The following is a 24866-nucleotide window of genomic DNA, read 5'->3' on the forward strand; positions in this document are numbered from 1 at the left end:
AACTCCTACGGGTTGGTCGTGGACAGCGTGAACGTCAGCGTCTTGGAGTACGTGCCCGTGCGGAGCGCGTCCCCGGCGCTGATGTGCTGCTTGAAGTTGATCGTGACCGACTCATTCGACGTCGGAGCGGTCCAGGTCGACTTCGAGAACGAGACCTCCAGCGGGGACGGCAGCGCGAACGTGCCGTTCATCAGGTTGCCGGGGGTCGAGGACGTCAGCGAGGCGTCACCCGCGGTGGAGATGACGTTGGCCGTCGTCGACGCGGTGTAGTCCTTGGCGACGCCCGGCGTGAACGCGCCGAACGTGGCGTTGGAGCCCAGCGCCAGCGAGAGCGTCGCTCCGACGGTGCCGCCGGCGGAGCCGCCGGTGTCCTCGGAGACCTGCATCGTCTGGTAGTCCGCGCACGAGTTCCAGCACGTCTTGGGCTGCGTCTTGCCCGCCCCGCCGTGGAACTTGATCACGTCGATGCCGCGGGCGTAGTCCGAGATGTACACGTACTTGCCGTGCCAGTAGGCGCCGGCCGTGTTGGACGAGACGACCTCGCCCGGCGTGCCGCGCGTGCCCTGCGCGGGAACGCGGAAGTAGCCGACCTGCTGCGGGTTGCGCGGGTCGGTGACGTCCACGAAGCGCGTGCCCTGCTCGTAGTTGCCGAGCGCGACGATGTTGCCGTTGACCGTGAACCAGTGCGCCGAGCAGTCGCCGATGGCGCGCGTCCCGGACGGATCGATGAACTCGCCGGGCTTGCCGAGCGTCGAGTAGGAGGCCAGCCGCTCCATCTTGGGCGGCGTCGTCCCGAACGTGTCGGTGGCGTCGCGGGTCCCCTTCAGGGAGGAGATGAGGAACTTGCCCGCGGTCGCGCAGTTCTGCAGGTTGTTCTCGTTGGTGATCAGCATCACGTCGCCCGCGGCCTGATCGCCGAGCGCCTGCGGGACGTGGTACGCGTTGTGCAGGAAGGAGCCCTCGTTGCCGGTGATCTGGCCGCCGGCGTAGGGGAGCGGGTCGTACGGCGTGGCGTAGCGGTCCGTACCCGTCTTCGGGTCCTTGTGCAGGCCCTCGGTCCAGTAGCCGCGGACGCCGGCGGAACCGGACACCCAGGCCACGCCGTCGAAATCGACGTCGACCGAGTGCGTGCTGCCCCGCGCGCCGTTGCGGCTGACGTCCGAAGCGATCGGCGAGGAGTACGTGAACGGATGCTCCACGTCACGCACGTCGGTGACCGAGACCGCGGAGGCCTTGGCCGGGCTGGGCCCGTTCTGCACGCCACCGACCGACCACAGGAAGCGGCAGTCGTTCAGGCAGGTCATCGTGTGACCCTGGAAGACCTTCTGGAAGCCGATGACCGACGGGTGCCACGGGTCTTTGAGGTCGATCGCGAAGAACCCGCGGGTCAGCGCGTCGCGCGACATGAAGGCGATCTTGCGACGGCTGTCGACCGTCATGTTCTCGCCCTCCCAGAACTGGGTCATGTTGCCGTCGGTGGACGGCTGCTTGGCCTGCAGCGCGGAGATCGGGACCTGGGAGACGAACACCGGGCGCGCCGGGTCCTTCAGCGACCACACGCTCAGCCCGGCGGTGCCGTTGGCGACCATGAAGTCGTAGCCGAGGTTCTCGTAGCGGATGAAGTTCAGGGCGGAGAACCCGGGGCACTTGCTCGGGTTGTAGGCCGGGCAGCTCGCGCCGGAGTTGTACGGCTCGCCCGGCTTGTAGGACAGCTTGCCGGTGACGTGCGACAGGTAGTCGACGTTGGAGCTCTTGTCGACGGCGGGCATCGACGTGTCGTCGGCCAGCGTGTCGGTCGACTCCGTGCTGGTGCCCGGGTTGAGCTTGGCGAACGACGCGGCCTCACGCTGGGCGTTGGCGGCGGCGGCGATCGAGTTGGCCGCGGCCGTGGCGGCGGCGGCGGACTTCGTGTCGAAGTCCTGCTGGGCGGTCGCCTGGGCGGCGGAGGCCGCGGCGGCGGCCGCGGTGTTCTCCGGCGTCGGGTTCGCGGCGGCGGCGGCAGCGGCGGCCGCGGCGGCGGCCTTCGCGGCGTCGAGCGCCGTGGCGGACAAGGCCTTGACGCGGTCGGCCTCGGTGGACGCCGCAGCGGCGGCCGTGGCCTCCGCCTGCGCCGAGGCGACGGTGGCCGCGGTAACGGGTCCGCGCGGAAGCTCCGCGGCATAGGCCGTCCCTGACCCCAAAATCGCGGCGGTGGCGATCACCAAAGCCGCGCGAGCCCTCACTCGCATGCACTCCCTCCTGACGCCAGACCCAAATGCACGAGCCCCGCGAAGGCGGAGCTCAAGAAGGCGAGACTGTCAAACCCGCGTCAGCCGGTCAACGAGACATACGTCGAGATCCCTACACGGGCTCTCATGCTTCGACGGTCGCGGAGGCCTCGGAAGCGGGCGCTGGCGGGGTGGAGTCCTTCAGCGACCAGAGCAGGACCTTGGCCTTCCGGCCACGCACCTCGGCCTCCCCCACGGCGACGAGGTCGTCGGCCGGGCGGGTGAGCCGCTGCTTGGTCGTGTCGGCGATGAAGAGCTGGTGCGGCGTGCCCTTGGTCATGCCCTCCAGGCGCGCCGCGGTGTTGGTCGTGTCGCCCAGCGCCGTGTACTCGAGCCGGCGCTCGGAGCCCACGTTGCCCGACATCACCGGCCCGCTGTTGAGGCCGATGCCCATCTTGAAGCCGTCGTGCAGCTCCTGCTCGCGCAGCCAGCCGTTGAACGTCTCCATCCGCGAGAGCATGTCCCGGGCGGCCTCGAGCGCGCGGTCGGCGTGGTCTTCCTGCTTCAGCGGCGCGCCGAACACCGCCATGATGCCGTCGCCCATGTAGGCCACGAGCGTGCCGCCGTGGTCGAGGATCGCCTCGCTCATCTCGGTCAGGTAGCGGTTGAGCGACTCGATCACCCGCTCCGGCTCGAGCGTCTCGCTGAAGCTCGTGAATCCGCGGAGATCGCTGAACATGACCGTCGCCTCGCCACGCACGCCGCCGAGCCGCACGCCCTCGGCGTCGGCCAGGACCTGGTCGACGACCGCCTCGGGCACGAACCGCGCGAACGCGTCGCGCGCCTGCTCGCGCTCGAACGCCACGGTGAGCCCGTGGATCGCCGCCGTCAGCAGGATCGCGGCGACACCGGCGACGAGCGGATAAACGACGGTGACGATGACGTTCTCGCGCTGGAAGAGGACCTGGGCGAGCACGAGGAACGCCGCCACCGCCACGACGCCGGCCAGCACCGCGGTGCGCACCCCGAACCGAAGGCCCGCCAGCGGCGCGACCGCGCCCACCACGACGATCAGGATCACGTCCAGCCACCACGGGGCGCGGTGCAGCGGGAAGTCCTCGAGCGCGGTCGCGATCGAGTTCGCCTGGATCTCCGGGCCCGGCATCAGGAAGTTGCGCGTGGTCGACGTGTTGTGCTGGTCCTGCAGCGAGGACTGCGTGGCGCCGATCACGACGACCTTCCCGCGCACCGCCGCCGGATCGAACCGGCCGTTCTTGACGTCGAGCAGGCTGAGGTAGGAGACGGTGTGGTCCTTGCCGGCGTAGTCGATCCACGCCGAGCGTCCCTGCGGCCGCACGATCGGGCGGCCGAGGTACGCCTCCGCCGCCGCCACCGGGAAGCTCGTGAGCATCTGCTTGCCGAACAGCAGCCGCCGCACCCGGCCGTCCGAGTCCTTGACGACGAGCGTGATCGCGGGCTGGCCGCCGGTGTAGGCGAGCCCTTTGCCGAACGAGAACAGCTGGGTCCCGCCCGCCGAGTCGGACTCCGTCGTCGAGAGGATCACGTTGCGCGCGTCGTGCAGCGACTCGATCAGCGCGTTGTCCTTCTTGGGCTCCTCGCTCGCCTCGGAGAACTGGACGTCGACCGCGAGCACCTTCGCCCCGGCCTTGGTCAGGTTGCGGATCGTGTCCGCGTACCAGTCGCGCGGCAGCGGGTAGCTCGGCTTCGGGTCGGTGGTGAGCGTCTTGTCGTCGATCGCGACGATCACGACGTCCTTGGGCGCCGGCTTCTCGCCGCGGAGGCTGAAGCGCATGTCCACGGTCGAGTAGTCGACGTTGCGCAGCAGCTTGGCGGCGTCGGCCAGCAGCGTGACGCTGACCACCGAGAACCCGGCGACGAGCAGCAGCAGCGCGCGGACGCGGCGGGTCCGCTGGTTGCCGCCGCTTCGGGTGACGAGGTCCAGCACGCGGTTGATCGCCGGCGACTCGGTCGGCCGCGACACCGCCGCGGTCCCGAGCAGCCCGACGACGGCACCGGCGAGGACCGGGACGACCGTCATCACGACGTCGTTGCCGAACGCGAGTTGCGCCGCGACGAGGTAGGCGAGCAGGACCACGAGGCCGGCGCCGAAGGCGATCACGACCCGGAAGCGCAGGGCGAGCAGCGGCGCGGCGGCCGCGACCAGCAGCGCGAGGAGCAGGTCCAGCCAGGCGGCGGGCGCGCGCATCGGGAAGCCGCGCAGCGCGGTGGACACCGCCGCGGCCTCGACCTCGGGGCGCGGCATCAGGCCGCCGCCGCTGGTCGCCGTCGCGAGCTCGTCGTTCGCCCGCGGCGACGTCGCGCCGACGATGACGATCTTGCCGCGGATCTTCGCCGGGTCGAAGCGGCCGCTCTCGACGTCCGCGAAGCTGAGCACCGGGATCGTGCCGGGCGGCCCGGGGAAGTCGATCAGCGCGTCCTTGCCCTTGGGCACGTGGAACGCGCTCCCGCGCGCGAGCTTGGCGACCGCGATCGGGAAGTTGTCGAGGCCTTGCAGCGCGAACGGCATCCGGCGGACGCGATCGCCCTCGTTGTCCTCGCCGCTCTCGTCGGCCAGGAAGCGCGTGTCCGCGGGCGTCGCGCCGGAGTACTTGAGCCCCTCGCCGCCGCCGAAGATCGCGGTCGTGCCGTCCGTGTTGACGTCGCCCGTGCCGAGCACGATCTTCTTCGCCGCCGCGACCGCCTCGATCAGGGCGTTGTCGGCGTCCGGGTCCTCGCTCTCGCTCGTGAACTGGAAGTCGTAGCCGATCACGCCCGCGCCGGCCTTCGTGAGCTGCTCGATCACCTTCGCGTGACGGGAGCGGTTCAGCGGCAGCGACCCGCCCGCCAGCGTCTTGTCGTCGACGCCGACGACCACGATGTCCGACGGCGGCTTCTCGGCGCCGCGCAGCTTGAAGCGGGCGTCGATTGTGCTCTGCTCGAGGCCCTTGAAGCCGTCGGTCGCCGTCAGCAGCACCGCCACGCCCATGGCGAGGAGAGCCACGGCGAGCAGCACGAACCGCCGCCGGCCGCGGTCGACGTTCACGCCGCCCCCACCACCAGGGCAGCCAGGAACAGCGACACGACGTGGAAGGACTGGTCGACGGACGCCGCGAGGCTCAGGTTGAGTCCCTCGACGCCCTTCACGCGGGCGAGGTACAGGGCGACCAGGCGGCCGTCGTCGATGATCAGGTGCGGGATGAACACGAGCGCGGCCGCGACGATCGCCCACACGGCATCAAGCTCGGAGCCGATCCAGATGAACGCCGGCAGGAACGCGAGCGTATAGGTGGTCACGTGGGTGAGCAGCGCGCGGCGCGACTCGGCCGGACCGCTCAGCCCGCCGCGCTTGTTGCGCGCCTGCCAGTCGGTCTGGAACAGGTAGTCACCCACCATGTGGGCGACCAGGAACCCGGCGAAGATCGAGACCCAGCTCACTTCTTGCGTGCGAGGTACTGCTTGCCCGCGCGAACGACGACGTTCTTGCGCGCCTTGAAGTCGCGGACCAGCACGGTCCCTTCCTTGACCTGGGTGAGCGTGCCGTCACAGCGGTCGATGACCACCCAGCGCGTGCCGCGCACCGTCGCGGAGCTGAAGTTGCCTTTGGTCTGGAACTTGCCCTTGCCGTTGCCCCAGAGCTTGCGGGACTTGGGCTTCTTCGCCGACGCGGAGGCCTTCTTGCCCTTCGGGCAGCTCAGCTTGGGGCCGGCGAGCGTGAGCACGGTCGTCTGGTCGGAGAGCTGACCGACCTTGAAGATGCCGGAATAGAACCAGGCGTTCTGGACGCCGCCGCCCTTGTCGGCGGCGGAGATGAGGTTGATCTGGCCCTTCGTGGTGTCGATCACGCTGCCGACGGGGATCTGGACCGGCTCGGTGAGCTTGATGCACTTCTTGGTCTTGGGCGGCGTGTAACAGACGGTGCCGCTGCGCAGGCTGATGTTGATCGTCTTGCCCGGCTGCGGCGGCGGCAGGATGCCGCCGGGGGACGCGTGGACGACGCCGTTGGAGTCCGCCTGGTTGGCGGCGGGCGGGGAGACCGTGCCGGGAGGCGCGGGCGAGGCCAACAGCCAGCGCACGTCGATCCCGCGGGTCTCCCCCGGGGCGAGGTTGTCGAGCTGCCAGGTGGCGCCGACGCCGTTGTCGGGCGCGGCCGAGTCGACGGTGTTGTTGAGCCCGCCGGCGGCGAAGTTGTCGAAGACGAGCTCGAAGTCGCCCTCCTGGAACGCGCTCCAGGGCGTGACCTCCTGGAGGCCGTAGACGAGGCCGCTGAGCTCGTCGCGCCCGCCCACGAAGCGCGGCGGGCTCGGGGCGATCACGCCGTTGCCGCTGTCGTTGTTGCCCACGTAGAGGTCAGCGAGCGCGCCCACCCGGATCGACGTGGGCGCGGCGGAGACGTTCGTGATCGCGTAGTGGACGTCGACCTGCGCCGTGCCGTCGGTGTACGTGTAGTCCTCGCCGACGCGGATGTTCGGCCCGACCTGGTAGGCGGTGTGCATGGTCCGGGCGGCACCGTTGGCGGTGATCGTCAGCGGCTCGACGTTGGTCCGGCCGGGCGCGGTCGAGAACCCGTCCTGCAGCGGGTAGTTGGCGTCGCCTTCCTTGATCTCGATCCCGGCGTGCGCGGGTTGGGTGGTCGGGTCGCTCGGGTCGTAGAACAGGCCCGAGGAGACGCCGTCCTGGCTCACCTGGATCGCGCCGAGGCCGTCGGCGAAGACGTTGAGCGGCGTGCCGTCCAGCAGCAGCCCGCCTTGGGCGTGCGCGGACGCGGGCAGGCAGAGCACGGCGAGGACCGCAAGAGCAGCCGCCGATCGAGCCAAGGTGCCGCCTCGCGTGCGCAAACCGCCACGATGGTCTTGCAGGCGGAGTGTTCCTGTCAAGTCCGCTCGTATGGTGTTCCGCGTGCGCTGCTACGTCGAACCGAGCCCCGCGGGCGGCTACTTCGTGCGTCTGCGCGGGGAGTCGGCGCCGCTCTCGCGCCACGACACCGAGGAGGAGGCCGAAGCGGCCGCGGCGGCGTACGAACGCGGGCTGGCGCGCCGCGACACGGGCGAGTACGTGACCTTGCGCGACGGCGCCGAGGTGCTCGTGCGCGCGGTGCAGCCGGAGGACAAGCCGCTGTTCGTCGCGGGCTGGTCGCGCCTGTCCGACGAGTCGGTCTACAAGCGCTTCCTCGTGTCCCGCGACTCCCTCTCGGTCGACGAGTTGGCGTTCTTCACCGAGATCGACCACGTCGACCACGAGGCGATCGGGGCGCTGGACCTGGCGTCGGGCGAGGCGGTCGGCGTGGCGCGCTACGTGCGCGATCGCGGCCGCCCGCACGTCGCCGAGGCCGCGGTCACGGTCGTCGACGCGTGGCAGCACCGCGGGCTCGGCGGCAAGCTGCTGCGCCGCCTCTGCGCGCGGGCCACCGAGAACCGCATCCGCGTCTTCACCGCGTCCCTGTTCGCCTCCAACGACGCGATGCTGACGCTCTTCGAGGGCCTCGGCGAGGTCAAAGTGACCCGCCGTGACGGGCCGACACTGGAGATCGACGTCGAGTTGCCGGTCGAGCTGCCGACGCTCGAGCACACGCTGCGCGAGGCCGCCGCGGGCCGCGTCCGGGGGCGGCACGCGTGAGTTTCGGGCTGGACAACCTCCCCTACGGCGTCGTCGACGGCCGCTGCGTGGTCCGCTACGGCGACGAGCTCCTCCCGCTGGAAGGCCGGCTGTTCGAGGGTCCGACGCTGAACCCGTTCCTGGCCGCGGGCCGCAACGTCTGGGAACAGACGCGCGAGGACGTCGTCCGCCGCCTCCAATCGGGCAACGCCGACCTGCTCCCGCTCGGCACGCCGCAGCTGCCGATCGCGATCGGCGACTTCGTCGACTTCTACTCCTCGATCGAGCACGCGACCAACATCGGGCGCCGCTTCCGCCCCGAGGAGCCGCTGCTGCCCAACTACCGCCACCTGCCGATCGGCTACCACGGTCGCGCCGGCTCGATCGTCGTGTCCGGCACGCCGATCGCCCGCCCGCACGGCCAACGCCCGAGCTTCGGTCCCACCGACGAGCTCGACGTCGAGGTCGAGCTCGGCTTCGTCACCGGCCCGGGCAAGCCCGCGATCACGACCGCCGAGGCCGCGGACCACGTGTTCGGCTTCGTGCTGGTCAACGACTGGAGCGCGCGCGATCTCCAGCGCTGGGAGTACCGGCCGCTCGGCCCGTTCCTGGCGAAGTCGTTCGCGACGTCGATCTCGCCGTGGATCGTCCCGCTGGCCGCGCTCGAGCCGTACCTGGTGCCCGCCCGCGAGCAGGACCCGGAGCCGCTGCCCTACCTGCGGACGCGCGGCGACTGGGCGCTCGACCTCTCCCTCGAGCTGGAGCTCAACGGGACGGTCGTGAGCCGGACGAACGCGCGCGGCCTGTATTGGACGTTCCCGCAGCTGCTCGCCCACGCGACCGTCAACGGCGCGTCCTGCCGCCCCGGCGACCTCTTCGCGAGCGGCACGATCTCCGGCCCTGACCCGGGCACGGAGGGCTCGCTGATCGAGCTCGGGCTGCCGTTCCTGGCCGACGGCGACGAGGTCGTGATCCGGGGCGCGGCGGGCAGCGTGTCCTTCGGCGAGGTCCGCGGGACGATCGTCAGCAGCCGATGATCGCCCCGACCTCGCCCGGCAGGCTGAGCGGGTCGAACGGCTTGGCGATCACGCCGATCGCGCCGAGCGCCTTCAGGCGGTCGATGTCGGCGGCCTGGGCCTTGGCCGTGAGGAAGATCACCGGCACCTCCTGACCGAGCACCGTGCGCAGGCGCACGAGCGTCGCCGGACCGTCGACGTCGGGCATCATCACGTCCAGCAGCACCGCGTCGGGCCGCTCGGCCGTGGCGGCGGCGACCGCCTCGCCGGCCGAGCCCGCGGCGGTCACCGTATGGCCGCCGATCCGCTCCAGCGCCATCTTCGCGATTGCCCGGATGTCCGGCTCGTCGTCGATCAGCAGGACCTTCACCCACCGACCTCTTTGAGCAGCTCCACGATCCGCTTGTCCATGTCCTCCCCTGGGAGCAGGCTGAGGATCGGCACGCCGGGCTCGAGCTCGTCGAGCCCGCCCGCGTGCGAGACCACCACGGCCACGAAGGACTCCTGGGCGGCGATGAGCTTCTCCGGCGCGTCGAACGACACGACCCGCGCGCCGTGGCGGCGCACCGCGCGGGCGAGCTCCTCGCGCGGCGCGCCGCGGCGGTCGTAGACCGCGATCGTCGCCGCGGGGCGGTGAAACGGAAGCGTGAAGAAGAACGTCGAGCCCTCGCCGGGGGTGCTCTCGGCCCAGATCCGTCCCGCGTGCTGCTCGACGATCGCCCGCGCGATCGACAGCCCGAGCCCGGTCCCGCCCTTCTCGCGCGCGTCGGAGGCGTCGACCTGCCGGAAGCGCTCGAAGATCGTCTCCAGCTGCTCAGGGGGGATGCCGCGGCCCTTGTCGGCCACCGAGACCAGCGCGCGGTCCCCGAGGCGTGTGATGCTCGTCCGCACGCAGGTGCCCGCGGGCGAGAACTTGACGGCGTTGGCGACGAGGTTCACGAGCGCCTGCACGATCCGGTCGGCGTCGGCCATCAGCTCGAGCTCGTCGGCCTCCCAGCCGAGCTCGACGTCGGCGGCGTCGGCGACGGGCTGGACCACCCGCGCGGTCGTCGCGAGCAGCGTCGCCGGTGTGACGGGGCGCGGCTCGATGTCGACGCGGCCGGCCTGGAGCCGCTCGAGGTCCAGCGTGTCGTTGACCAGGCGCACCAGGCGATCGGTGTTGTCGCGCGCGATCCCGACCATCTCGCGCGCCTCCTGCGGCAGCTCGCCCGCGACACCCGCCTCGAGCAGCCCGAGCGAGCCGCGGATCGAGGTCAGCGGCGTGCGCAGCTCGTGCCCGACCACCGACAGCAGCTCGTCCTTGATGCGCTCGACCTCCTTGCGCTCGGTGATGTCCTCGATCATCCCGATGCCGAGCTCCGGCCTGCCGTCCGCGTCCCGCAGCAGTGCCGCCGTCAGCGCGCCCCAGATGACCGTCCCGTCCGGGCGCACGTAGCGCTTCTCACGGCGGTAGAGCTCGCGCTGGCCGGAGAACAGCTGCTCGACCGACTCGCGGTCGCCCTCGCGGTCGTCGGGGTGCGTGACCGCGCCGATCGACAACCCGCGCAACTCGTCGGCAGGGATGCCGACCATCCGGCTGAACGCGGCGTTGGCCTCGACGCAGCGCCCGTTGCGGTCGATCAGCGTCATCCCGATCCCCGCGTCGCGGAAGACGGCCTGGAAGCGCTGCTCGCTGCCCCGCCACGCCGCCAGCGCCTGCGAGAGCTCGCGGTGGTTGAGCTCGTCCTCGGCGATCCGGGCCAGGTCGTGCAGCAGCGCGACCTGGTCGGGGCCGAACTCGCGCGGCCCGTAGTCGACGAGGCAGATCGTCCCGACGCGATAGCCGTCGACCGTCGACAGCGGGTGGCCGGCGTAGAAGCGGATGTGCGGCTCGCCGGTCACCATCGGGTGGGTGGCGAAGCGCTCGTCGAGCAGCGTGTCCTCGATCACGAGCGGCTCGGGACGCTGGATCGTGATCGTGCAGAACGTCAGCGCGCGGTCGGTCTCGGCCTCGAAGGCGCCGACGCACGCCTTGTGCCACTGGCGCTCGGCGTCCATCAGCGAGACGAGCACGGTCGGCGCGGCGAACATCGCCGCCGCGATCCGCGAGATCCGGTCGAAGCGCTCCTCCGGCGGGGTGTCGAGGATCTGGAGCGCGCGCAGTGCTTCCAGGCGTTCGGCTTCGAGCGAGTCGGCACCCGTGGACACGGTCACAACGGTAGCCGCCTACCATCAGGCTTGATGCCAGAGGCGGCCGACCTTCAGGGAGCCATCGCTGCGCTCTGGAACGACGCGCGGCCGCGGATGCTCGCCCGCGTCGATGCACTGGATTCCGCCGTCTCGGGGCCGTTCGACGCCGCGGCGCGCGACCACGCGCTGATCGAGGCGCACACGCTGGCGGGGACGCTTGGCGCGTTCGGGCGCATGGACGGGTCCGATGCCGCCCGCGACGCCGAGCGCGCGCTGGAGGCCGCCGACCGCTCCGCGCTGGCCGAGGCGGTCAGGACGCTCCGGGCGCTGATCTAGCCCGCCACATCTGGCGGCCGACGATCACGACCACGAGCCCGATCGTCACCCACAGCGCGTAGCGCCCGACGGCCTTGGCGACGTCCACGGCCTCCTGGCCGATCGCGTAGCCGAGCCCGACGCACAGCGCGATCCACAGCAGGCAGCCGAGGAGGTCGAGCAGCAGGAACGGGATCAACCGCATGCGCGTCCAACCCGCGGCCGCGTAGATCAGCACGTTCGGCACGGGCTGGAAGTAGGCGATCACGATCGCGATCCAGCCGAAGCGGTGGATGAGCTTCTCCAGCCGAGCGGTCCGCGCGGCGGCCTTCGGGTGGTTGCCGACGAACAGGTCGATCGCGTTGCGGCCCCAACGACGGCCGGCCCACCAGTAGATCCAGTCGAAGATCATCAGGCCCGGGATCGCGGCCAGTACGGCGACGACGATCGAGGCCTCGCCGATGCGTGCCTTGGCGCCCATCGTGACCATGCCCGACATCGAGCCCTTGAACAGCTCGAGCAGGACCGGGTGGTCGGCGACCAGGACCGGCGTGAGCGGGATCCACGCCAGCAGATACAGGCTCGACAGCACGATCGCCGCCATCAGGAACCGGTCCGCCCGTTCGGCCTGACCGTCGCCCCAAGGAAGCTGCGGTGCCGTGTTGCGCGGCACTGCGGCCCCGTCCTCACTCATGGTTGCGAGAGTAGAGGACGGGGCCTAAAGCGTTCCTACGGAGTCGTGGTGCTCAGGGTGAACGTCAGCGTCTTGCTGTACGCACCCGTGCGCAGCGCGTCCGTGGCGCCGATGTGCTGCTTGAAGCCGATCGTGACCGACTCATTCGACGTCGGGCCGGTCCAGGCCGACTTGCTGAAGGAGACCTCCAGCGCGGACGGCAGCGCGAACGTGCCGTTCATCAGGTGGCCGGGATCGGACGACGTCAGCGCCGCGTCGCCGGCCGTCGAGATGATGTTCGCCGTCGTGGACGCGGTGTAGTCCTTGTCCACGCCGGGCGTGAACGCGCCGAACGTGGCGTTGCCGCCGAGCGTCAGCGAGAGCGTGGCCGGAACGGTCCCACCGCCGTCGCCGGACGCGTCGACGCCGTAGTCCTTGCAGCCGCCGTTGGCGTCATAGAAGCCGCCGCCGGCCAGGCCCGGGCCCGTGATCTGCGGCCGGTTGCCCGCCGCCGCGGAGCCCGTGTAGGACGTGAACCACCACTGCTTGAAGAACGCGTCGAGCTTGTTCGAGCAGCCGATCGACTTGTTCGGCATCCACTTGTGGAAGATTGCGATCTCGTCCTGCGGCACGACCGCGCCGTACCGGTAGGTCGTCTGGATCTCCGTGGAGGCCTTGCGGAAGTTGTCGGCGCCGAGGATCGCGCGCAGGGCGATGTAGGACTGGCCCGGGCGGTTGTACGTGTTCGGGTTCGAGAACAGGTTGCCCGAGGTCGGATCCGCCGGGATGACGCTCCAGAAGTTGTTCTGCGTGGTCTGGTAGCGCCCGTTCCAACGGGTCACGATCGCGGCCTCGAACGCCGCGTTGTACGCGGCCGAGCCCACCGGGCCCGCCGCCTTGCCGGCGACGTCGGCCAGGAAGAGGTACTCCGACATGTCGGCGTATCCCTCCTTGAAGAACGTGTACTTCGGCTGGGCGTAGGAGACCGCGTCACCCCACCACTGGTGCATGTTCTCGTGCGAGAACGTCTGCGCCGTGGTGCCGATGCTGCCGCCCACGAACACGATCTTCGTCTGCATCTCCTCCTCGAAGGAGGCGCTCGGAGCGGCGACGACGATGCCGTTCGCGTTGAACTGGAACGGCCCGTTGACCTGCTGCTCCTGGAAGTGGGTGATGTCCTCCTGCATGTCCATGATCGCCTTGTTGGTGACCTTGCGGGAGGCGGTGATGTTGGAGCCCTGGTACTCGTAGTAGATGACGTCGCCCGCGCTCGCCATGCGCTCGGACTCGTCGAAGTGGCCGATGCTGTTCTCGACCAGGTAGGAGGCGATCGGCTCGGCCGAGTGCCAGTTGAACGTGCGCGAGCCGCCGGTCGGGAAGTTGGCGTCCGGCGGGTTGACGACCTTCGACACGAGGCGGCCGTTGCCGATCGCGACGCGGTTTCCATCGACGCCGTTCACGACCAGCGCGGGGTCGTAGTTGATCGTCGTGTGGATGTCGTAGGTGGGCTTGACCGACGCCTGGTTGTTGAGCGGCATCCAGGCCATCGAGCCGGACGGCTCGTTGGTGACCATCGCGCCGTCGGCGGTCGGGGTGTTGTTGCGGAACCAGCCCTCGTTGCCCAGCGACGGGTTCGAGCGGATGCCCGGCTGGCCCGTGTAGTTGATGACGACCTTGAACGTGGTGCCGTTCGGGATCGGCTGGGCGGGCGTGATCACGAGCTTGGTGTCGCCGCACGCGGCGCCCTGCGAGGACGCGTTGTTGTTGATCGGCGCGCAGGCCGGCGGGTTCGGGTTGGTGGCCGAGACCGGGTTGGTGTTGGAGGCCTGGTGCGCGAGCGGGTTCGGGTCGTCCAGGCCGTTCGGATCGCCGGCGTAGGTCGGCTGCTTGTGCGCGAACGTCGCCGGGACGCCGTCGATCGTGATCGACTGGATCGTCATGTCCGGGCCCGGCGTGGCGGCCGTGCTCGAGATGTTGTTCTTGCGGTCGAAGTCGAGGCTGAACTCGGTCAGGCACTGCGTCGCCTGCTGCGTGAGCTCGACGTGGTTGCCCGGGAGGAACTTGTTCGTGACCGCGTCGTAGACCGTGAAGATGTCGGTGTGGATCGACTTGTAGCCGCCGTTGCCGAGCTCCGGCCAGACCTTGTTGCCCGGCTCGGAGAGCGTGCGCGCGCCCGGGCTGCAGGCGGGCGCCTGTGAGGCGCGGGCCTTGCTCGTCGCGACCGTGCCGTTCTGCACGTCGAACGCCCTCGTGGCGAGCGGTCCGCGCACCGGGTCGCCGCCCTTGATCCGGAGATCGGCGGCGCTGGTGGCGCAGCCGAGCGCGCCCGCGTCGGCGCCGCCCTGCGGCGTGCAGGCGGCGACGTAGTACGTGCCCTTCTTCAGGCTCGACGGGACCTTCACGTCGACCAGGAAGCTCTTAGAGCCGTGCGCGGCGACCCTCACCGCGGTGCGGCCGATCAGCGCCCCGCCGGTTCCGCGGCGCATCACGCGCACGCTGACCACGGCCTTGGTGTCCTTGGCGGACTCGTTCGTGACGAGGCCGGTCAGGTTGCCGGCCTTGGCGCCGGCGGGCAGCGAGCTGACGGACGTCACGCCGACCCCCGCGGCGTGCGCTGCCGGCGCCAGCGCGAGCGCGCCGACGAGCACTAATGACACGCCGAAGGCGCGTCCCTTCCGAGAATCCATTCCTCACCCTCCGTTGAGACCCAATGGGCCTCGCAGACCATCGGCCGGAGATGGGGCGAAGATGAAAAACAGCCCGGTGTGGAGTGAAATCCACACCGGGCTGCGGACCGTGTTTACGGGTTCGTGGTGCTGAGCGTGAAGGTCAGCGTCTTCGAGTACGAACCGGTGCGGAGCGGGTCGGTCGCTCCGATGTGCTGGGTGAAGCCGATCGTCACCGACTCGTTCGAGGTCGGAGCCGTCCAGGTCGACTTCGAGAGCGAGACCTGCAGCGGCGAGGCCAGGGCGAACGTCCCGTTCATCAGGTAGCCCGGGTCCGAATAGGTCAGCGCCGCGTCGCCCGCGGTGCTGATGATGTTCGCGGTCGTGGACGCCGTGTAGTCCTTCGAGACGCCCGGCGCGAAGGCGCCGAAGCTCGCCGGGGCGCCGAGCGACAGGCTCAGCGTCGCCGGGACCGAGCCGCCGGCCGGCTGCACGCCGTACTCGCCGCAGCCGCCATTGGCGTCATAGAAGCCGCGGCCGGCCAGGCCCGGGCCCGTGATCTGCGGCTTGTTGCCCGCCGCCGGGGAGCCCGTGTAGACCGTGTCCCACCACTGCTTGAAGAAGTCGTCGAGCTTGGCGGCGCACTCGGCCGTCTTGTTCGGCATCCACTTCTTGTAGATCGCGATCTGCTGCGGCTGGGTGACCGTGCGGCCGCCGTACGTCGTCTGGATCTCCTGGCTGGCCTTGTTGAAGTTGTCCTTGCCGAGGATCAGACGCAGCGCGATGTAGGCGCGGCCGGACCGGGTGTAGGTCTGGTTGCCGAACAGGTTCGCGTTCGTCGGGTCCGAGGGCGCCACGCCCCAGGCCGCCGTGTTCGCGTTGGTGCTGTTGTACGTCGTGTTGAAGCGGTTGACCAGGCTGGTCTCGAACGCCGCGTCACCGGCCGGCGTGCCCTGGCCGCCGGCGGCGTTCGCCGCGGTGCGCGCGGCCGCGTAGCCCTCGGACAGGTCCGCGTAGCCCTCCTTGAAGAAGGTCCGCTCGTACCGGTCCTCGGAGACGTTGTCGCCCCACCACTGGTGCATGTTCTCGTGGTTGAGCGTCCCGAGGCTGATCCGGCCCCCCTGGAACGTGATCTTGGTCTGCATCTCCTCGGCGAAGCTCACCGAGGGCAGGCCGATGATGACGCCGTCCGCGTTGAACGGGAACGGCCCGTTGAACTGCGTCTGGAAGTTCATGATGTCTTCCTGCTGGTTCATCGTCGCCAGGTTCGTGACCTTGGTGGCGGCGGCGATCGCGGAGGCCTGGAAGTGGCTGAACAGGACGCCGCTGGGCGCCAGGTACTCGTCACGGTCGTAGTTGCCGACGCTGTTTTCGACCAGGTAGTTCGCGATCGGCTCCGAGGACTTCCACTTCCAGGTGCGCGAGCCGCCGGGGAAGTTCGCGTCGGGAGCGTTGTCGGTGAAGCCCACCGGGCGGCCGTTGGAGATCGCCGTGCGGCCGGTGCCGGTCGCCGAGTCCCAGTTGGTCGTCGTCGCGAAGTCGTACGTCGGCTTGACCGTCGGGTGGTTGTTGATCGGCATCCAGGCCATCGTGCCGACGGGCTCGGTGGTGACGAAGCCGCCGTCGCCGGCCGGGCTGTTGTTGCGGAACCAGCCCTCCGTGGCGCCGTCACCGTCGGCGAGGACGCCGGGACGGCCGGTGTAGTTGACGACGACCTTGAAGTCGGTGCCCGCGGCGATCGGCGCGGAGGGCGTGATCACGAGCTTGGTCGCGGGGCACTGGATGCCCTGCAGCGCGGCCGACGTGCCCGTGGGCGCGCAGGCCGGCGGGTTCGGGTTGGTGGCGCTGACCGGGTTCGAGTTCGAGGCGGCGTGCGCGAGCGGGTCGGGATCGTCCTGGCCCTTGGGGTCTCCGGGGTAGGTCGGCTGCTTGAACGCGAACGTCGCCGGCTGACCGTCGATCGTGACCGACTGCACCGTGAAGTTCGGGCCCGGGACGGTCGTGCTGGTGATCGTGTTGTTGAGCTCGAAGTCGAGGCTGAAGTCGGTCAGGCACTGCGTCGAGCGCTGCGTGAGGTCGACGTGCGTGCCCGGCAGGAACAGGTTCGACGGCGCGTCGTAGACGAGGTTGACGTCGGTGTGGACGCTCGTGTAGCCCGTGTTGCCCGTCTCGGGATAGAGCTTGGAGCCCGGCGCCTGCAGCGAGCGGCCGCCGGAGCTGCACGCCGGAGCCTGCGACGAGCGGGCGCGCGGCGCGGCGAGCTGCGTGCCGGGCACCGGGATGCCGCCGTCGATCAGCACGTCCTTCTCGGCCGTCGCGCAGCCGAGGCCGCCCGCGCCCCTGTCGTTGGGCGTGCAGGCGGACAGGAAGTAGTTGCCCTTCTTCAGGCCGGCCGGCAGCTTGACGGCGACGCGGTACGCGGCCGAGCTGTGCGCGCCCACGCTGACGTGCGTGCGACCGACGACCTTGGCGTGCAGACCGCGCTTCATGACCCGGACGGAGACGTCCTGGCTGACGGCCTTGCCGGAGTCGTTGACGACCGTCCCGGTGAGCGTTCCCGCCTTCGCGCCGGCCTTCAGCGAACTGAGGGCCGAGACCGAGACGCCGGACGCGGCCATCGCCGGCGTGACCCCCACGCCTAGCGCCGCGACCGTGAACAAAGACGCGCCGATGGCGCGCCCCCAACGAACATCCATGTCAACCCCTTCCATGCGGGCACCGTGGCCCAAGACCCAATGGCCCCGAACCAGATCATCCGGAAGATGAGATGACGGTTAAACGGCGAGCACAGCTAGCCATTCGGGCGGGGCCTTCAGGACCTCGATCCCGGTCGCCCCCCGCCAGGCGGCGAGGCGCTCCAACTCCTTGCGGATCGCTTGCGGCAGCCGCTTGCCTCGCGGCGCTGACGGCTCCTTGTGGACCGTGATCGCGCTCAGGACGCTGCGCTTGCGGTCGATCGCCAGATCGATGCGGGCGACGAGGCGGTCGCCGTCGAGCACCGGGAGCACGAAGTAGCCCCATTGGCGCTTGGGCTTGGGGACGTAGATCTCCAGGCGGTGGTGGAACCCGAACAGCGCCTCCGTGCGCGCGCGGTCGCAGAGCAGGTTGTCGAACGGGCTCAGGAGGGAGGTGCGGGGCTTGAACTCCGCGGTCTCGAGCGTCTCGAGGTCCTCGCTGTGGATCCACCAGTCGTCGCCGAGGCCGTCGACGGCGATCCGTTCGACGACGCCGTTCCTGCGCAGCCGTTCGAGGATCTGCGGCAGGTGCGGGTAGCGGTTGCGGGTGAAGTGGGCGCGGATGTGCGGGATGCGGCCCGCGCCGAGCGCCTTGATCGCGTAGGGCGCCGCGCGGTACGTGACTTCCTCGTCGGTCAGCCGCTCCTGCGGCGCGTCGGGGGCGACGCAGCGCTCGAGCAGGTCCCAGACGCGCTGCGTGCCCTCCCGGCGGCTGATGCCCGTCTGCCCGCGCACCCACATCAGGTCGAGCATGCGGTTGACGTTCGGGCGATTGGTCCACTCGTCCCTCGACTCGTAGCCGTCGACCGCACGGTCCTCGATCTCCCGCGCGCGCAGCGGGCCCTCGGCTTGGAGGCGCTCGAGGATGTGCGCGCGGAACTCGCCCTCCGCGTCCCACCAGGCGTTCTGCTTGGCGCGCCAGGCGCCGCCCTGCGGCGCCTTCATCGCGAAGCGGTGGATCGGGAGGTCCTCGCTGAGGACGTAGGAGGCTTCATGCGCCCAGTACTCGAACAGCGCGCGGTCGTTGTAGGCGAGTTGGTCGAAGGCCTGTTCGTCGAAGGCCCCGTGGCGGCTGAAGAGCACGAGCAGGTGGTTGCGGGCGACCACCGCGGTCGGGTCGAGCTGCAGGCAGCGCAGGGCCTTGACGGTCTCGAGGATGTCCGTGGCGCGCGGCCCGGCGAGGCGCTGGTTGCGGATCGCGAGCCGGCGGATCGCGGTGGGCGCGACGGTGATCACCGGGTGAGCGTACGAAACAGGTAGGCGGCTCCCAGCCTGCCGATGGCGATGCCGGCGACGCACCACGCGACGGCGAGGATCGCCTCGTCGCCGACGGGCATGCCGAGCAGAAGCTCGCGGATCGTGTCGGCGATCGGGGTGACCGGCTGGTGCGCGGCGACCCAGCTCAGACCGTCCGGCATCGACTCCGGCGGTACGAACGCGCTCGACACATACGGCGCGAACGCGGCGATGAAGGTGCAGGCGCCGGCCGCTTCCACGCTCTTGGTCAGGAGTCCGAAGCACGCGGCGAGCCAGCTGATCGCGGTCATCACCGCGAGCAGGAGCCCGGCGACGGCGAGCCATTGGAGAGGGCCTGCCTCGGGGCGGAAGCCGCAGATGAGCGCGATCCCGATGACGAGCATCGTGGAGACGACGTTGCGGATCACGCTGGCGGTCACGTGTCCGGTCAGGACCGCGGCGGACGAGATCGGGAGCGTGCGGAAGCGGTCGATCACGCCCGTGGTCATGTCCAGCGCCACCGCGACCGCGGTGCCCGCGGACCCGAAGCCCGCGCACAGGACGATGATGCCGGGGACGACGTAGTCCACGTAGCGGCCGCCGGTGTCGATGGCGCCGCCGAAGACGTAGACGAACATCAGGAGGATCGCGACCGGCAGCAGGATCGCGGTGAGGAGGGCGTCGATGCTGCGGACGCTGTGCTTGAGGCTGCGGTCGATGAAGGTCAGCGAATCGGTCATGTCAGTGCCAGGAAGACCTCGTCGAGGGTGGGCTTGTGGAGCTCGAGGCGGGCGATCGGGAGCCCGTCGAGGGCGTCGAGGACGCGGCGGACGTCTTGTGGCCCGCCCGCCGGAAGCCGCAGGGTCGCCGCCTGCGCGCGTCCCCCGACTCGCAAGGCCGCCGCTTCGCACGTCGCCGCGTCCGCGAAGATCAGCTCGAGGGTCTCCTCGCCGACGCGCTGTTTGAGCTCCTGCGCGGTGCCTTGGGCCGCGATCCGGCCGTCGTTGACGACCGCGATGCGCTTCGCGAGGCGGTCCGCCTCTTCGAGGTACTGGGTGGTGAGCAGGATCGTGGCGCCATCGTCGGCGAGCGCCTGGACGGCCTCCCAGACCGCGAGACGGCTGCGCGGGTCCAGGCCGGTGCTCGGCTCGTCGAGGAAGATCACCTCGGGCTTGGAGATCAGGCTCATCGCGAGATCCAGGCGGCGCCGCATGCCACCGCTGTAGGTCTCCACGCGGCGGTCGGCCGCGTCTTCGAGATCGAAGCGCTCGAGCAGGTCGTCGGTGAGCCGCCGCGGGTTCTTCACACGGCGCAGGCGGGCCATCATCTTGAGGTTCTCGGCGCCGGTCAGGACGCCGTCCACCGCCGCTTCCTGCGCGGTCAGGCTGATCCGCCTGCGGACCTCCTTGCGCTGCGTGACCACGTCGTGGCCGGCGACGCGCGCGGAGCCCTCGTCCGGCTCTAGGAGCGTGGCGAGGATGCGGACGGTCGTGGTCTTGCCGGCGCCGTTCGGTCCGAGCAGCGCGAACACCTCGCCGGCTTCGATCTCGAGGTCGAGACCCTCGAGCACCTTGTGGGTGCCGAAGGCCTTCGTGAGGCCACGTGCCTCGATTGTGTATGCCATACACAATGTGTACCACATACACTTACGCCATGCCAAGGGGACTTTCGGTGGAGTTGGTGGTGGACGCCGCGGTCGAGATCGCCGACGAGGCGGGGCTCGGCGCGGTGACCATGGCCGCGGTCGCCAAGCGCTGCGGGTTCACGACGATGTCGCTCTACCGCCACGTGACGGGCAAGGACGATCTGGTGCGGCGCATGCTCGACGTCACGCTCGGCACGGCGCCCACCTTGTCGTCCTCGGGGTGGCGCGCGGGGCTCGAGCAGTGGTCGCGGGACATGCTCGCCGTGCTCGACGAGCACCCGTGGGGCATCGACGTGCCGATCACCGGCATGCTCGGCACGCACGCCCAGCTCTCCTGGCTCGACCGCGGGCTGGAGGCGCTGCGTTCGACCGGGTTGGACGAAGGCGTGAAGGCCGAGCTCGTGCTGTTGGTGAACGGCTACGTCTTCTGGGCCGCCCGCCTGCGGCTGCAGGTGCCCGACGAGGCCGTCGAGGTCGTCCCTTCGGGGTTCGACCTCTCGGCCTACCCGTCCTTGAAGGTCGCGGTCGAGGCGGGCATCTTCACCGACGAGTCCTCCACCCGCGACGAGGACTTCGAATTCGGGCTCGCCCGCGTGCTGGACGGGATCGCCGTCGCGATCGGCCGCGTAGGCTGATCGCCCGTGCGTGTCGTCGTCGTCGGATCGATCAACGTGGACCTCGTCGTCTCGGTCGCCCGGCTGCCCGCGGCCGGCGAGACCGTGGCGGGCGGGCGCTTCGCCCGCTTCGGCGGCGGCAAGTCCGCCAACCAGGCCGTCGCCGCGGCGCGGGTGGGCGCAGCGGTCGCGTTCGTCGGCGCCGTCGGCGCCGACGAGATGGGCGACGGCGCCGTCTCCGAACTGGCGCGCGAGGGCATCGACATCTCCGGCGTCGCACGCGTGGACGCCCCGACCGGCGTGGCGCTGATCGTCGTCGACGCCTCCGGCGAGAACCAGATCGCCGTCGCCTCGGGCGCCAACGCCGCCCTCACCGCGCCCCACGCGACCGCCGCCCTGAACACCCTCCTCGACCCCGCCCGCGCGTCCTCACCGCCCGCCCCCGCGGCGCCTTCGTCCTCACCGCCCGCCGCCACGGCGTCCTCACCGCCCGCCGCCACCGCGCCCGCGTTCTCACCGCCCGCCCCCGCGGCGGCCGCGTCCTCACCGCCCGCCCCCGCGGCGGCCGCGTCCTCATCGCCCGCCCCCGCGGCGTCCTCCCCCGCGACCCCTCCACGCGGCGTCGTTCTCCTCTGCAACGAGGTCGCCCCCGACGTCGTCGCGGCGGCGGCGCGAGCGGCGAACGCCGCGGGCTGGCCGGTCGTGCTGAACCCCGCGCCCGCCCGCGAGCTGCCCGACGCGACCTTCGCCGTGCTGACGCCCAACGCGTCCGAGGCCGCTGAGCTCACCGGCTGTGACGACCCGGAGGCGGCCGCGCGCGAGCTCGTCGCCCGCACCGGCGCCGCCGTGCTGATCACGCTCGGCGGTGACGGCGCGCTTCTACTCGAACCGGGCGGCTCACCGGTGCGGTTGCCGGCCGCGAAGGTCGACGTCGTCGACACGACCGGCGCCGGCGACACCGTCAACGGCGCGCTCGCCGCCGAGCTCGCCCGTGGGTCCGCACTCGCGGACGCCGCCCGCTTCGCGCTCTCCGCCGCGGCCCTCTCCACCACCGCCGCCGGCGCCCGCGGCGGCATGCCCACCCGCGCCGCCGTCGAGGCCGCCCGATGACTCCGCCCGCCGCCGCGCGCCGCCCCACCGCGCCCACTCCGCCCGCCGCCGCCCACCGGCCCACCGCGCCCACTCCGCCCGCCATCGCGCGCCGGCCCACCGCGCCCACTTCGCCCGCCGCCGCCCACCGGCCCGCCGCGCCCACTCCGCCCGCCGCCCACCGGCCCACTCCGCCCGCCGCCACGTGAATCTCCCCGCCTCCCTTCTCGGCGCCGGACTCGCCGCCGGCGCCGGGCTCGCGGCCTACGCGGGGTTCGTCGAGCCGCGCCGGCTCGTCGTGCGGGAGCTCGAGCTCGCGTTGCCGCACTGGCCCGCGCGGCTCGCGGGGCTCACCGCCGGGGTGATGTCCGACCTCCACGCCGGGGTTCCTCACGCGGGCCTCAAGGCGATCCGGCGCGCCGTGGACGAGCTCAACGCGCGCGAGCCGGACGTGCACCTGCTGCTCGGGGACTACCTCGACGCGAGCCAGAAGTGGCGCAAGCCGCTCACGCCGGAACAGGTCGCGGAGGAGCTCGCGCGGCTCGAAAGCCCCAACGGCACGGTCGCCGTGATCGGCAATCACGACTGGCGCAACTCGGGCGACCGGATGTGGCGGGCGCTCGAGCAGGTCGGGATCACCGTGCTCGAGGACGAGGCGGTCGAGGTCGCCGGGTTCTGGGTGGCGGGGCTCGCCGACCTGCGGCATCGCCGCCCCGACATCGGCAAGGCGCTGCGCGACATCCCGGCCGGGGCGCCCGTGCTCATGCTCAGCCACGACCCGGACCTGTTCCCGGGCGTGCCGAACCGGGTCAGCCTGACGCTCTCCGGTCACACGCACGGTGGGCAGGTCGCGATCCCGGGCCTGCGCCGGCCGATGCTCCCGTCCTACTACGGCGAGCGCTACGCGCGCGGCCACATCGTCGAGCACGGCCGCCATCTGCTCGTCACCAGCGGCGTCGGCACGTCGGGTCTGCCGATCCGGTTCCTCGCCCCGCCCGAGGTCTACGTCCTGACCTTGCGTAACCTCTGAGTTACGTGTAACCTGACGGTGACATGACCGACTCCATCGAACGCACCATCCTCATCGCCGCGCCGATCGAGCGCGTCTGGGACATCGTCACCACGCCCGAGCACATGGGCCGCTGGTTCGGCGACGCCGGGGCCGAGCGCGACGGCGACGTCATCAAGATGCGCTGGGCCGAGCACGGCGAGGCCGAGCTGCGCGTCGTCCGCGCCGACGCCCCCACCGACTTCGCCTACCGCTGGGACGCCAATATCCCCGGGATCGGCGACACGCTGGTCGAGTTCACGCTCGCCACCGAGGGCGACCGCACCCGCGTCACCGTCGTCGAGTCCGGCTGGACCGAGCTGCGCACGAGCGCCGAGGAGCAGGCCCGCCTCCAAGAGGGCAACACCCGCGGGTGGAAGCACGAACTGGGCGACCTGGAGCAGTACGCGGCGCAAGTGGCGGTGTGACCGAGGACGTCTTCACCGCCCTCGCGGACCCGACCCGCCGCCGGGTCCTCGACCTGCTGGCCGAGCACGGGCACGGCACGGCGACCTCACTGGCCGCCGAGCTGCCCGTGAGCCGGCCGGCGGTCATCAAGCATCTCGCCGTCCTCGACCGCGCCGGGCTCGTCGCCGCGCAGCGTCACGGGCGCGAGGTTCGCTACGTGGTGTGCTCCGCTCCGCTTCAGGAGACGGCGGCGTGGATGGCGAAGCTCGCGGCGTCGTGGGACGCGCGCCTGGACGCGATCCGCTCCCTCGCCGAAGACTCCACACGCGAAGCGCGAGGATGATCACCGCGAACACGGCGAGTATCCACACCCCCTTCACCAGCACGATCACGATGAAGGCGATCCACAGGGCGAGCGCGATTTTTCGCACCATTGGCACGAAGTTGTAACGATCGCGCGTAGATCCGTTACACGAAACGCCGCAGCATCCAGGGGGTGAGTACGCCCACTGCGCCCACGCCGCACTCAACGTACGGACCCCCCGTCGACCTCGCGCTGTCGGCCCTCGCCCGGCGCCAGCACGGGCTCGCCACGAAGGATCAAATCGTCGCCGCCGGGCTGACGCAGAGCGGCATCAGGGACCGGGTCCACCGCGGTGCGCTGCATCGCGTCTACCGCGGCGTCTACTCGGTCGGCCACGCCTCTCTCTCCCAATACGGCGAGTGGCTCGCGGCCGTCCTCGCCGCCGGCGACGACACCGGCCTCGGTCACACGGCGGCGACGGAGCTCTTCGAGGTGCGCCGGTGGAGAACGGGCGAGATCCACGTGGTGTCGCCGCGACGACGAACGGTGCCCGGCGTCCACGTCCATCGCACCACCCTCCACCCGCTGGACATCGTCGTCTACCGCGGCATCCCCGTGACCAACGTCGCCCGGACGCTCGTCGACCTCACGGACGTCACCGACGAGCACGAGATCCTCGCGATCGTCAGCGAGGCGGCCTGGCGCAAGCGCCTGGACCTCGACGCCGTGCAACGAGCCATCGCACGAGCGAACGGCCGCCGCAACCTGCACGCGCTCGAACACGCGATCGCGCGCTATCGCCGCGGCGAGAAGGGCCCCAAGAGCCGCGCCGAACTCACCTTCCTGCGACTCGTCCAGCACACGCACCCGCTGTCGAACGCGCACGTCGAGGGCGAGGAGGTCGACGCCCACTGGCCGGATCGCAGGCTCATCGTCGAGGTCGACGGTCACGGCCACCGGCGGCCAGCCCAGAAACGCGACGACGCACGGCGCGACGCCAAGCTGCGGGCGGCGGGTTGGACCGTCGTCCGATTCGCCGCCGAGGAGGTGGAACATGCGCCGGAGCGGGTACTCAGTCAACTCGGCAGAACAACAGGTTTGTAAGCGCTTACAGCGAGGTACCCATGT

General features: G+C 70.8%; 21 protein-coding genes. 9 read left to right on the forward strand and 12 right to left on the reverse strand.

Annotated features, from left to right (window positions below; all coding sequences use genetic code 11):
- Positions 1–5: 5 nt before the first annotated feature.
- The 4 genes from G569_RS63330 to G569_RS0137210 all read right to left on the reverse strand — a co-directional run bounded on the left by G569_RS63330 (position 6) and on the right by G569_RS0137210 (position 7006).
- A complete protein-coding gene (locus tag G569_RS63330; protein ID WP_157592572.1) occupies positions 6–2228 on the reverse strand; it encodes an LVIVD repeat-containing protein in 2223 nt (740 codons plus the stop codon).
- A 124-nt stretch (positions 2229–2352) separates the two neighbouring features.
- On the reverse strand, positions 2353–5271 hold the full coding sequence (locus tag G569_RS0137200; protein WP_028067164.1) for a CHASE2 domain-containing protein: 2919 nt from the start codon (positions 5269–5271) through the stop codon (positions 2353–2355).
- Positions 5268–5663, reverse strand: coding sequence for a DUF3307 domain-containing protein (locus tag G569_RS54875; protein ID WP_037501793.1), 396 nt, complete (start codon positions 5661–5663; stop codon positions 5268–5270). Before G569_RS54875 ends, G569_RS0137200 begins: the two co-directional genes overlap by 4 nt.
- Positions 5660–7006: a hypothetical protein gene (locus tag G569_RS0137210; RefSeq protein ID WP_028067165.1), complete on the reverse strand. Its 1347-nt coding sequence runs from the start codon at positions 7004–7006 to the stop codon at positions 5660–5662. The genes G569_RS54875 and G569_RS0137210 overlap by 4 nt, the downstream gene beginning before the upstream one ends.
- Positions 7007–7124: 118 nt before the next feature.
- Between G569_RS0137210 and G569_RS59890 the strand changes: the two genes are divergently transcribed.
- Positions 7125–7841 (forward strand): GNAT family N-acetyltransferase, encoded by a 717-nt coding sequence (locus G569_RS59890; protein WP_157592573.1) that lies wholly within the window; start codon positions 7125–7127, stop codon positions 7839–7841.
- Complete coding sequence (locus G569_RS0137220; RefSeq protein ID WP_028067166.1) at positions 7838–8857, forward strand: fumarylacetoacetate hydrolase family protein; 1020 nt, start codon at positions 7838–7840, stop codon at positions 8855–8857. The genes G569_RS59890 and G569_RS0137220 overlap by 4 nt, the downstream gene beginning before the upstream one ends.
- Here the strand turns inward: G569_RS0137220 and G569_RS0137225 are convergent.
- Together G569_RS0137225 and G569_RS54885 are read right to left on the reverse strand one after the other, a co-directional pair.
- Positions 8844–9206: a response regulator gene (locus tag G569_RS0137225; protein WP_028067167.1), complete on the reverse strand. Its 363-nt coding sequence runs from the start codon at positions 9204–9206 to the stop codon at positions 8844–8846. The genes G569_RS0137220 and G569_RS0137225 overlap by 14 nt on opposite strands.
- Complete coding sequence (locus G569_RS54885) at positions 9203–11023, reverse strand: GAF domain-containing sensor histidine kinase (RefSeq protein WP_157592574.1); 1821 nt, start codon at positions 11021–11023, stop codon at positions 9203–9205. The genes G569_RS0137225 and G569_RS54885 overlap by 4 nt, the downstream gene beginning before the upstream one ends.
- Before the next feature lie 33 nt (positions 11024–11056).
- Between G569_RS54885 and G569_RS54890 the strand changes: the two genes are divergently transcribed.
- Complete coding sequence (locus G569_RS54890) at positions 11057–11341, forward strand: Hpt domain-containing protein (protein ID WP_037501796.1); 285 nt, start codon at positions 11057–11059, stop codon at positions 11339–11341.
- On the opposite strand, the gene G569_RS54895 is transcribed toward G569_RS54890, so the two are convergent.
- The 6 genes from G569_RS54895 to G569_RS0137265 form a co-directional block, all read right to left on the reverse strand.
- On the reverse strand, positions 11316–12014 hold the full coding sequence (locus G569_RS54895; protein WP_084286158.1) for a DedA family protein: 699 nt from the start codon (positions 12012–12014) through the stop codon (positions 11316–11318). The two genes, G569_RS54890 and G569_RS54895, sit on opposite strands and share 26 nt — an antisense overlap.
- Positions 12015–12049: 35 nt before the next feature.
- Positions 12050–14680 (reverse strand): M1 family aminopeptidase, encoded by a 2631-nt coding sequence (locus G569_RS54900; protein ID WP_084286159.1) that lies wholly within the window; start codon positions 14678–14680, stop codon positions 12050–12052.
- 113 nt (positions 14681–14793) lie between these two features.
- Entirely contained in the window at positions 14794–17355 is a 2562-nt protein-coding gene (locus G569_RS54905) for a M1 family aminopeptidase (protein WP_157592575.1), read from the reverse strand.
- Positions 17356–17433: 78 nt separating this feature from the next.
- Entirely contained in the window at positions 17434–18630 is a 1197-nt protein-coding gene (locus tag G569_RS0137255; protein WP_028067168.1) for a winged helix-turn-helix domain-containing protein, read from the reverse strand.
- Positions 18627–19370 (reverse strand): ABC transporter permease, encoded by a 744-nt coding sequence (locus G569_RS0137260; RefSeq protein ID WP_028067169.1) that lies wholly within the window; start codon positions 19368–19370, stop codon positions 18627–18629. Before G569_RS0137260 ends, G569_RS0137255 begins: the two co-directional genes overlap by 4 nt.
- The gene (locus G569_RS0137265) at positions 19367–20254 is read right to left on the reverse strand and encodes a daunorubicin resistance protein DrrA family ABC transporter ATP-binding protein (protein ID WP_028067170.1); all 888 of its coding nucleotides are present in this window, start codon (positions 20252–20254) and stop codon (positions 19367–19369) included. Before G569_RS0137265 ends, G569_RS0137260 begins: the two co-directional genes overlap by 4 nt.
- A gap of 29 nt (positions 20255–20283) precedes the next feature.
- Here G569_RS0137265 and G569_RS0137270 point away from each other — a divergent pair, with 29 nt between their 5' ends.
- The 6 genes from G569_RS0137270 to G569_RS0137300 all read left to right on the forward strand — a co-directional run bounded on the left by G569_RS0137270 (position 20284) and on the right by G569_RS0137300 (position 24842).
- On the forward strand, positions 20284–20910 hold the full coding sequence (locus G569_RS0137270) for a TetR/AcrR family transcriptional regulator (protein WP_169542330.1): 627 nt from the start codon (positions 20284–20286) through the stop codon (positions 20908–20910).
- 6 nt (positions 20911–20916) lie between these two features.
- The gene (locus G569_RS0137275) at positions 20917–21999 is read left to right on the forward strand and encodes a PfkB family carbohydrate kinase (RefSeq protein WP_028067172.1); all 1083 of its coding nucleotides are present in this window, start codon (positions 20917–20919) and stop codon (positions 21997–21999) included.
- Positions 22000–22183: 184 nt separating this feature from the next.
- A complete protein-coding gene (locus G569_RS0137280; protein ID WP_028067173.1) occupies positions 22184–23008 on the forward strand; it encodes a metallophosphoesterase in 825 nt (274 codons plus the stop codon).
- A 23-nt stretch (positions 23009–23031) separates the two neighbouring features.
- Positions 23032–23454 carry an SRPBCC domain-containing protein gene (locus G569_RS0137285; RefSeq protein WP_028067174.1) on the forward strand — a complete coding sequence of 141 codons (423 nt, stop codon included), beginning with the start codon at positions 23032–23034 and terminating at the stop codon, positions 23452–23454.
- Entirely contained in the window at positions 23451–23777 is a 327-nt protein-coding gene (locus G569_RS0137290) for an ArsR/SmtB family transcription factor (protein ID WP_028067175.1), read from the forward strand. Before G569_RS0137285 ends, G569_RS0137290 begins: the two co-directional genes overlap by 4 nt.
- 153 nt (positions 23778–23930) lie before the next feature.
- The gene (locus G569_RS0137300; RefSeq protein WP_028067176.1) at positions 23931–24842 is read left to right on the forward strand and encodes a DUF559 domain-containing protein; all 912 of its coding nucleotides are present in this window, start codon (positions 23931–23933) and stop codon (positions 24840–24842) included.
- Positions 24843–24866: the final 24 nt, after the last annotated feature.

The organism is Solirubrobacter soli DSM 22325 (assembly GCF_000423665.1).
Lineage (GTDB): Bacteria > Actinomycetota > Thermoleophilia > Solirubrobacterales > Solirubrobacteraceae > Solirubrobacter > Solirubrobacter soli.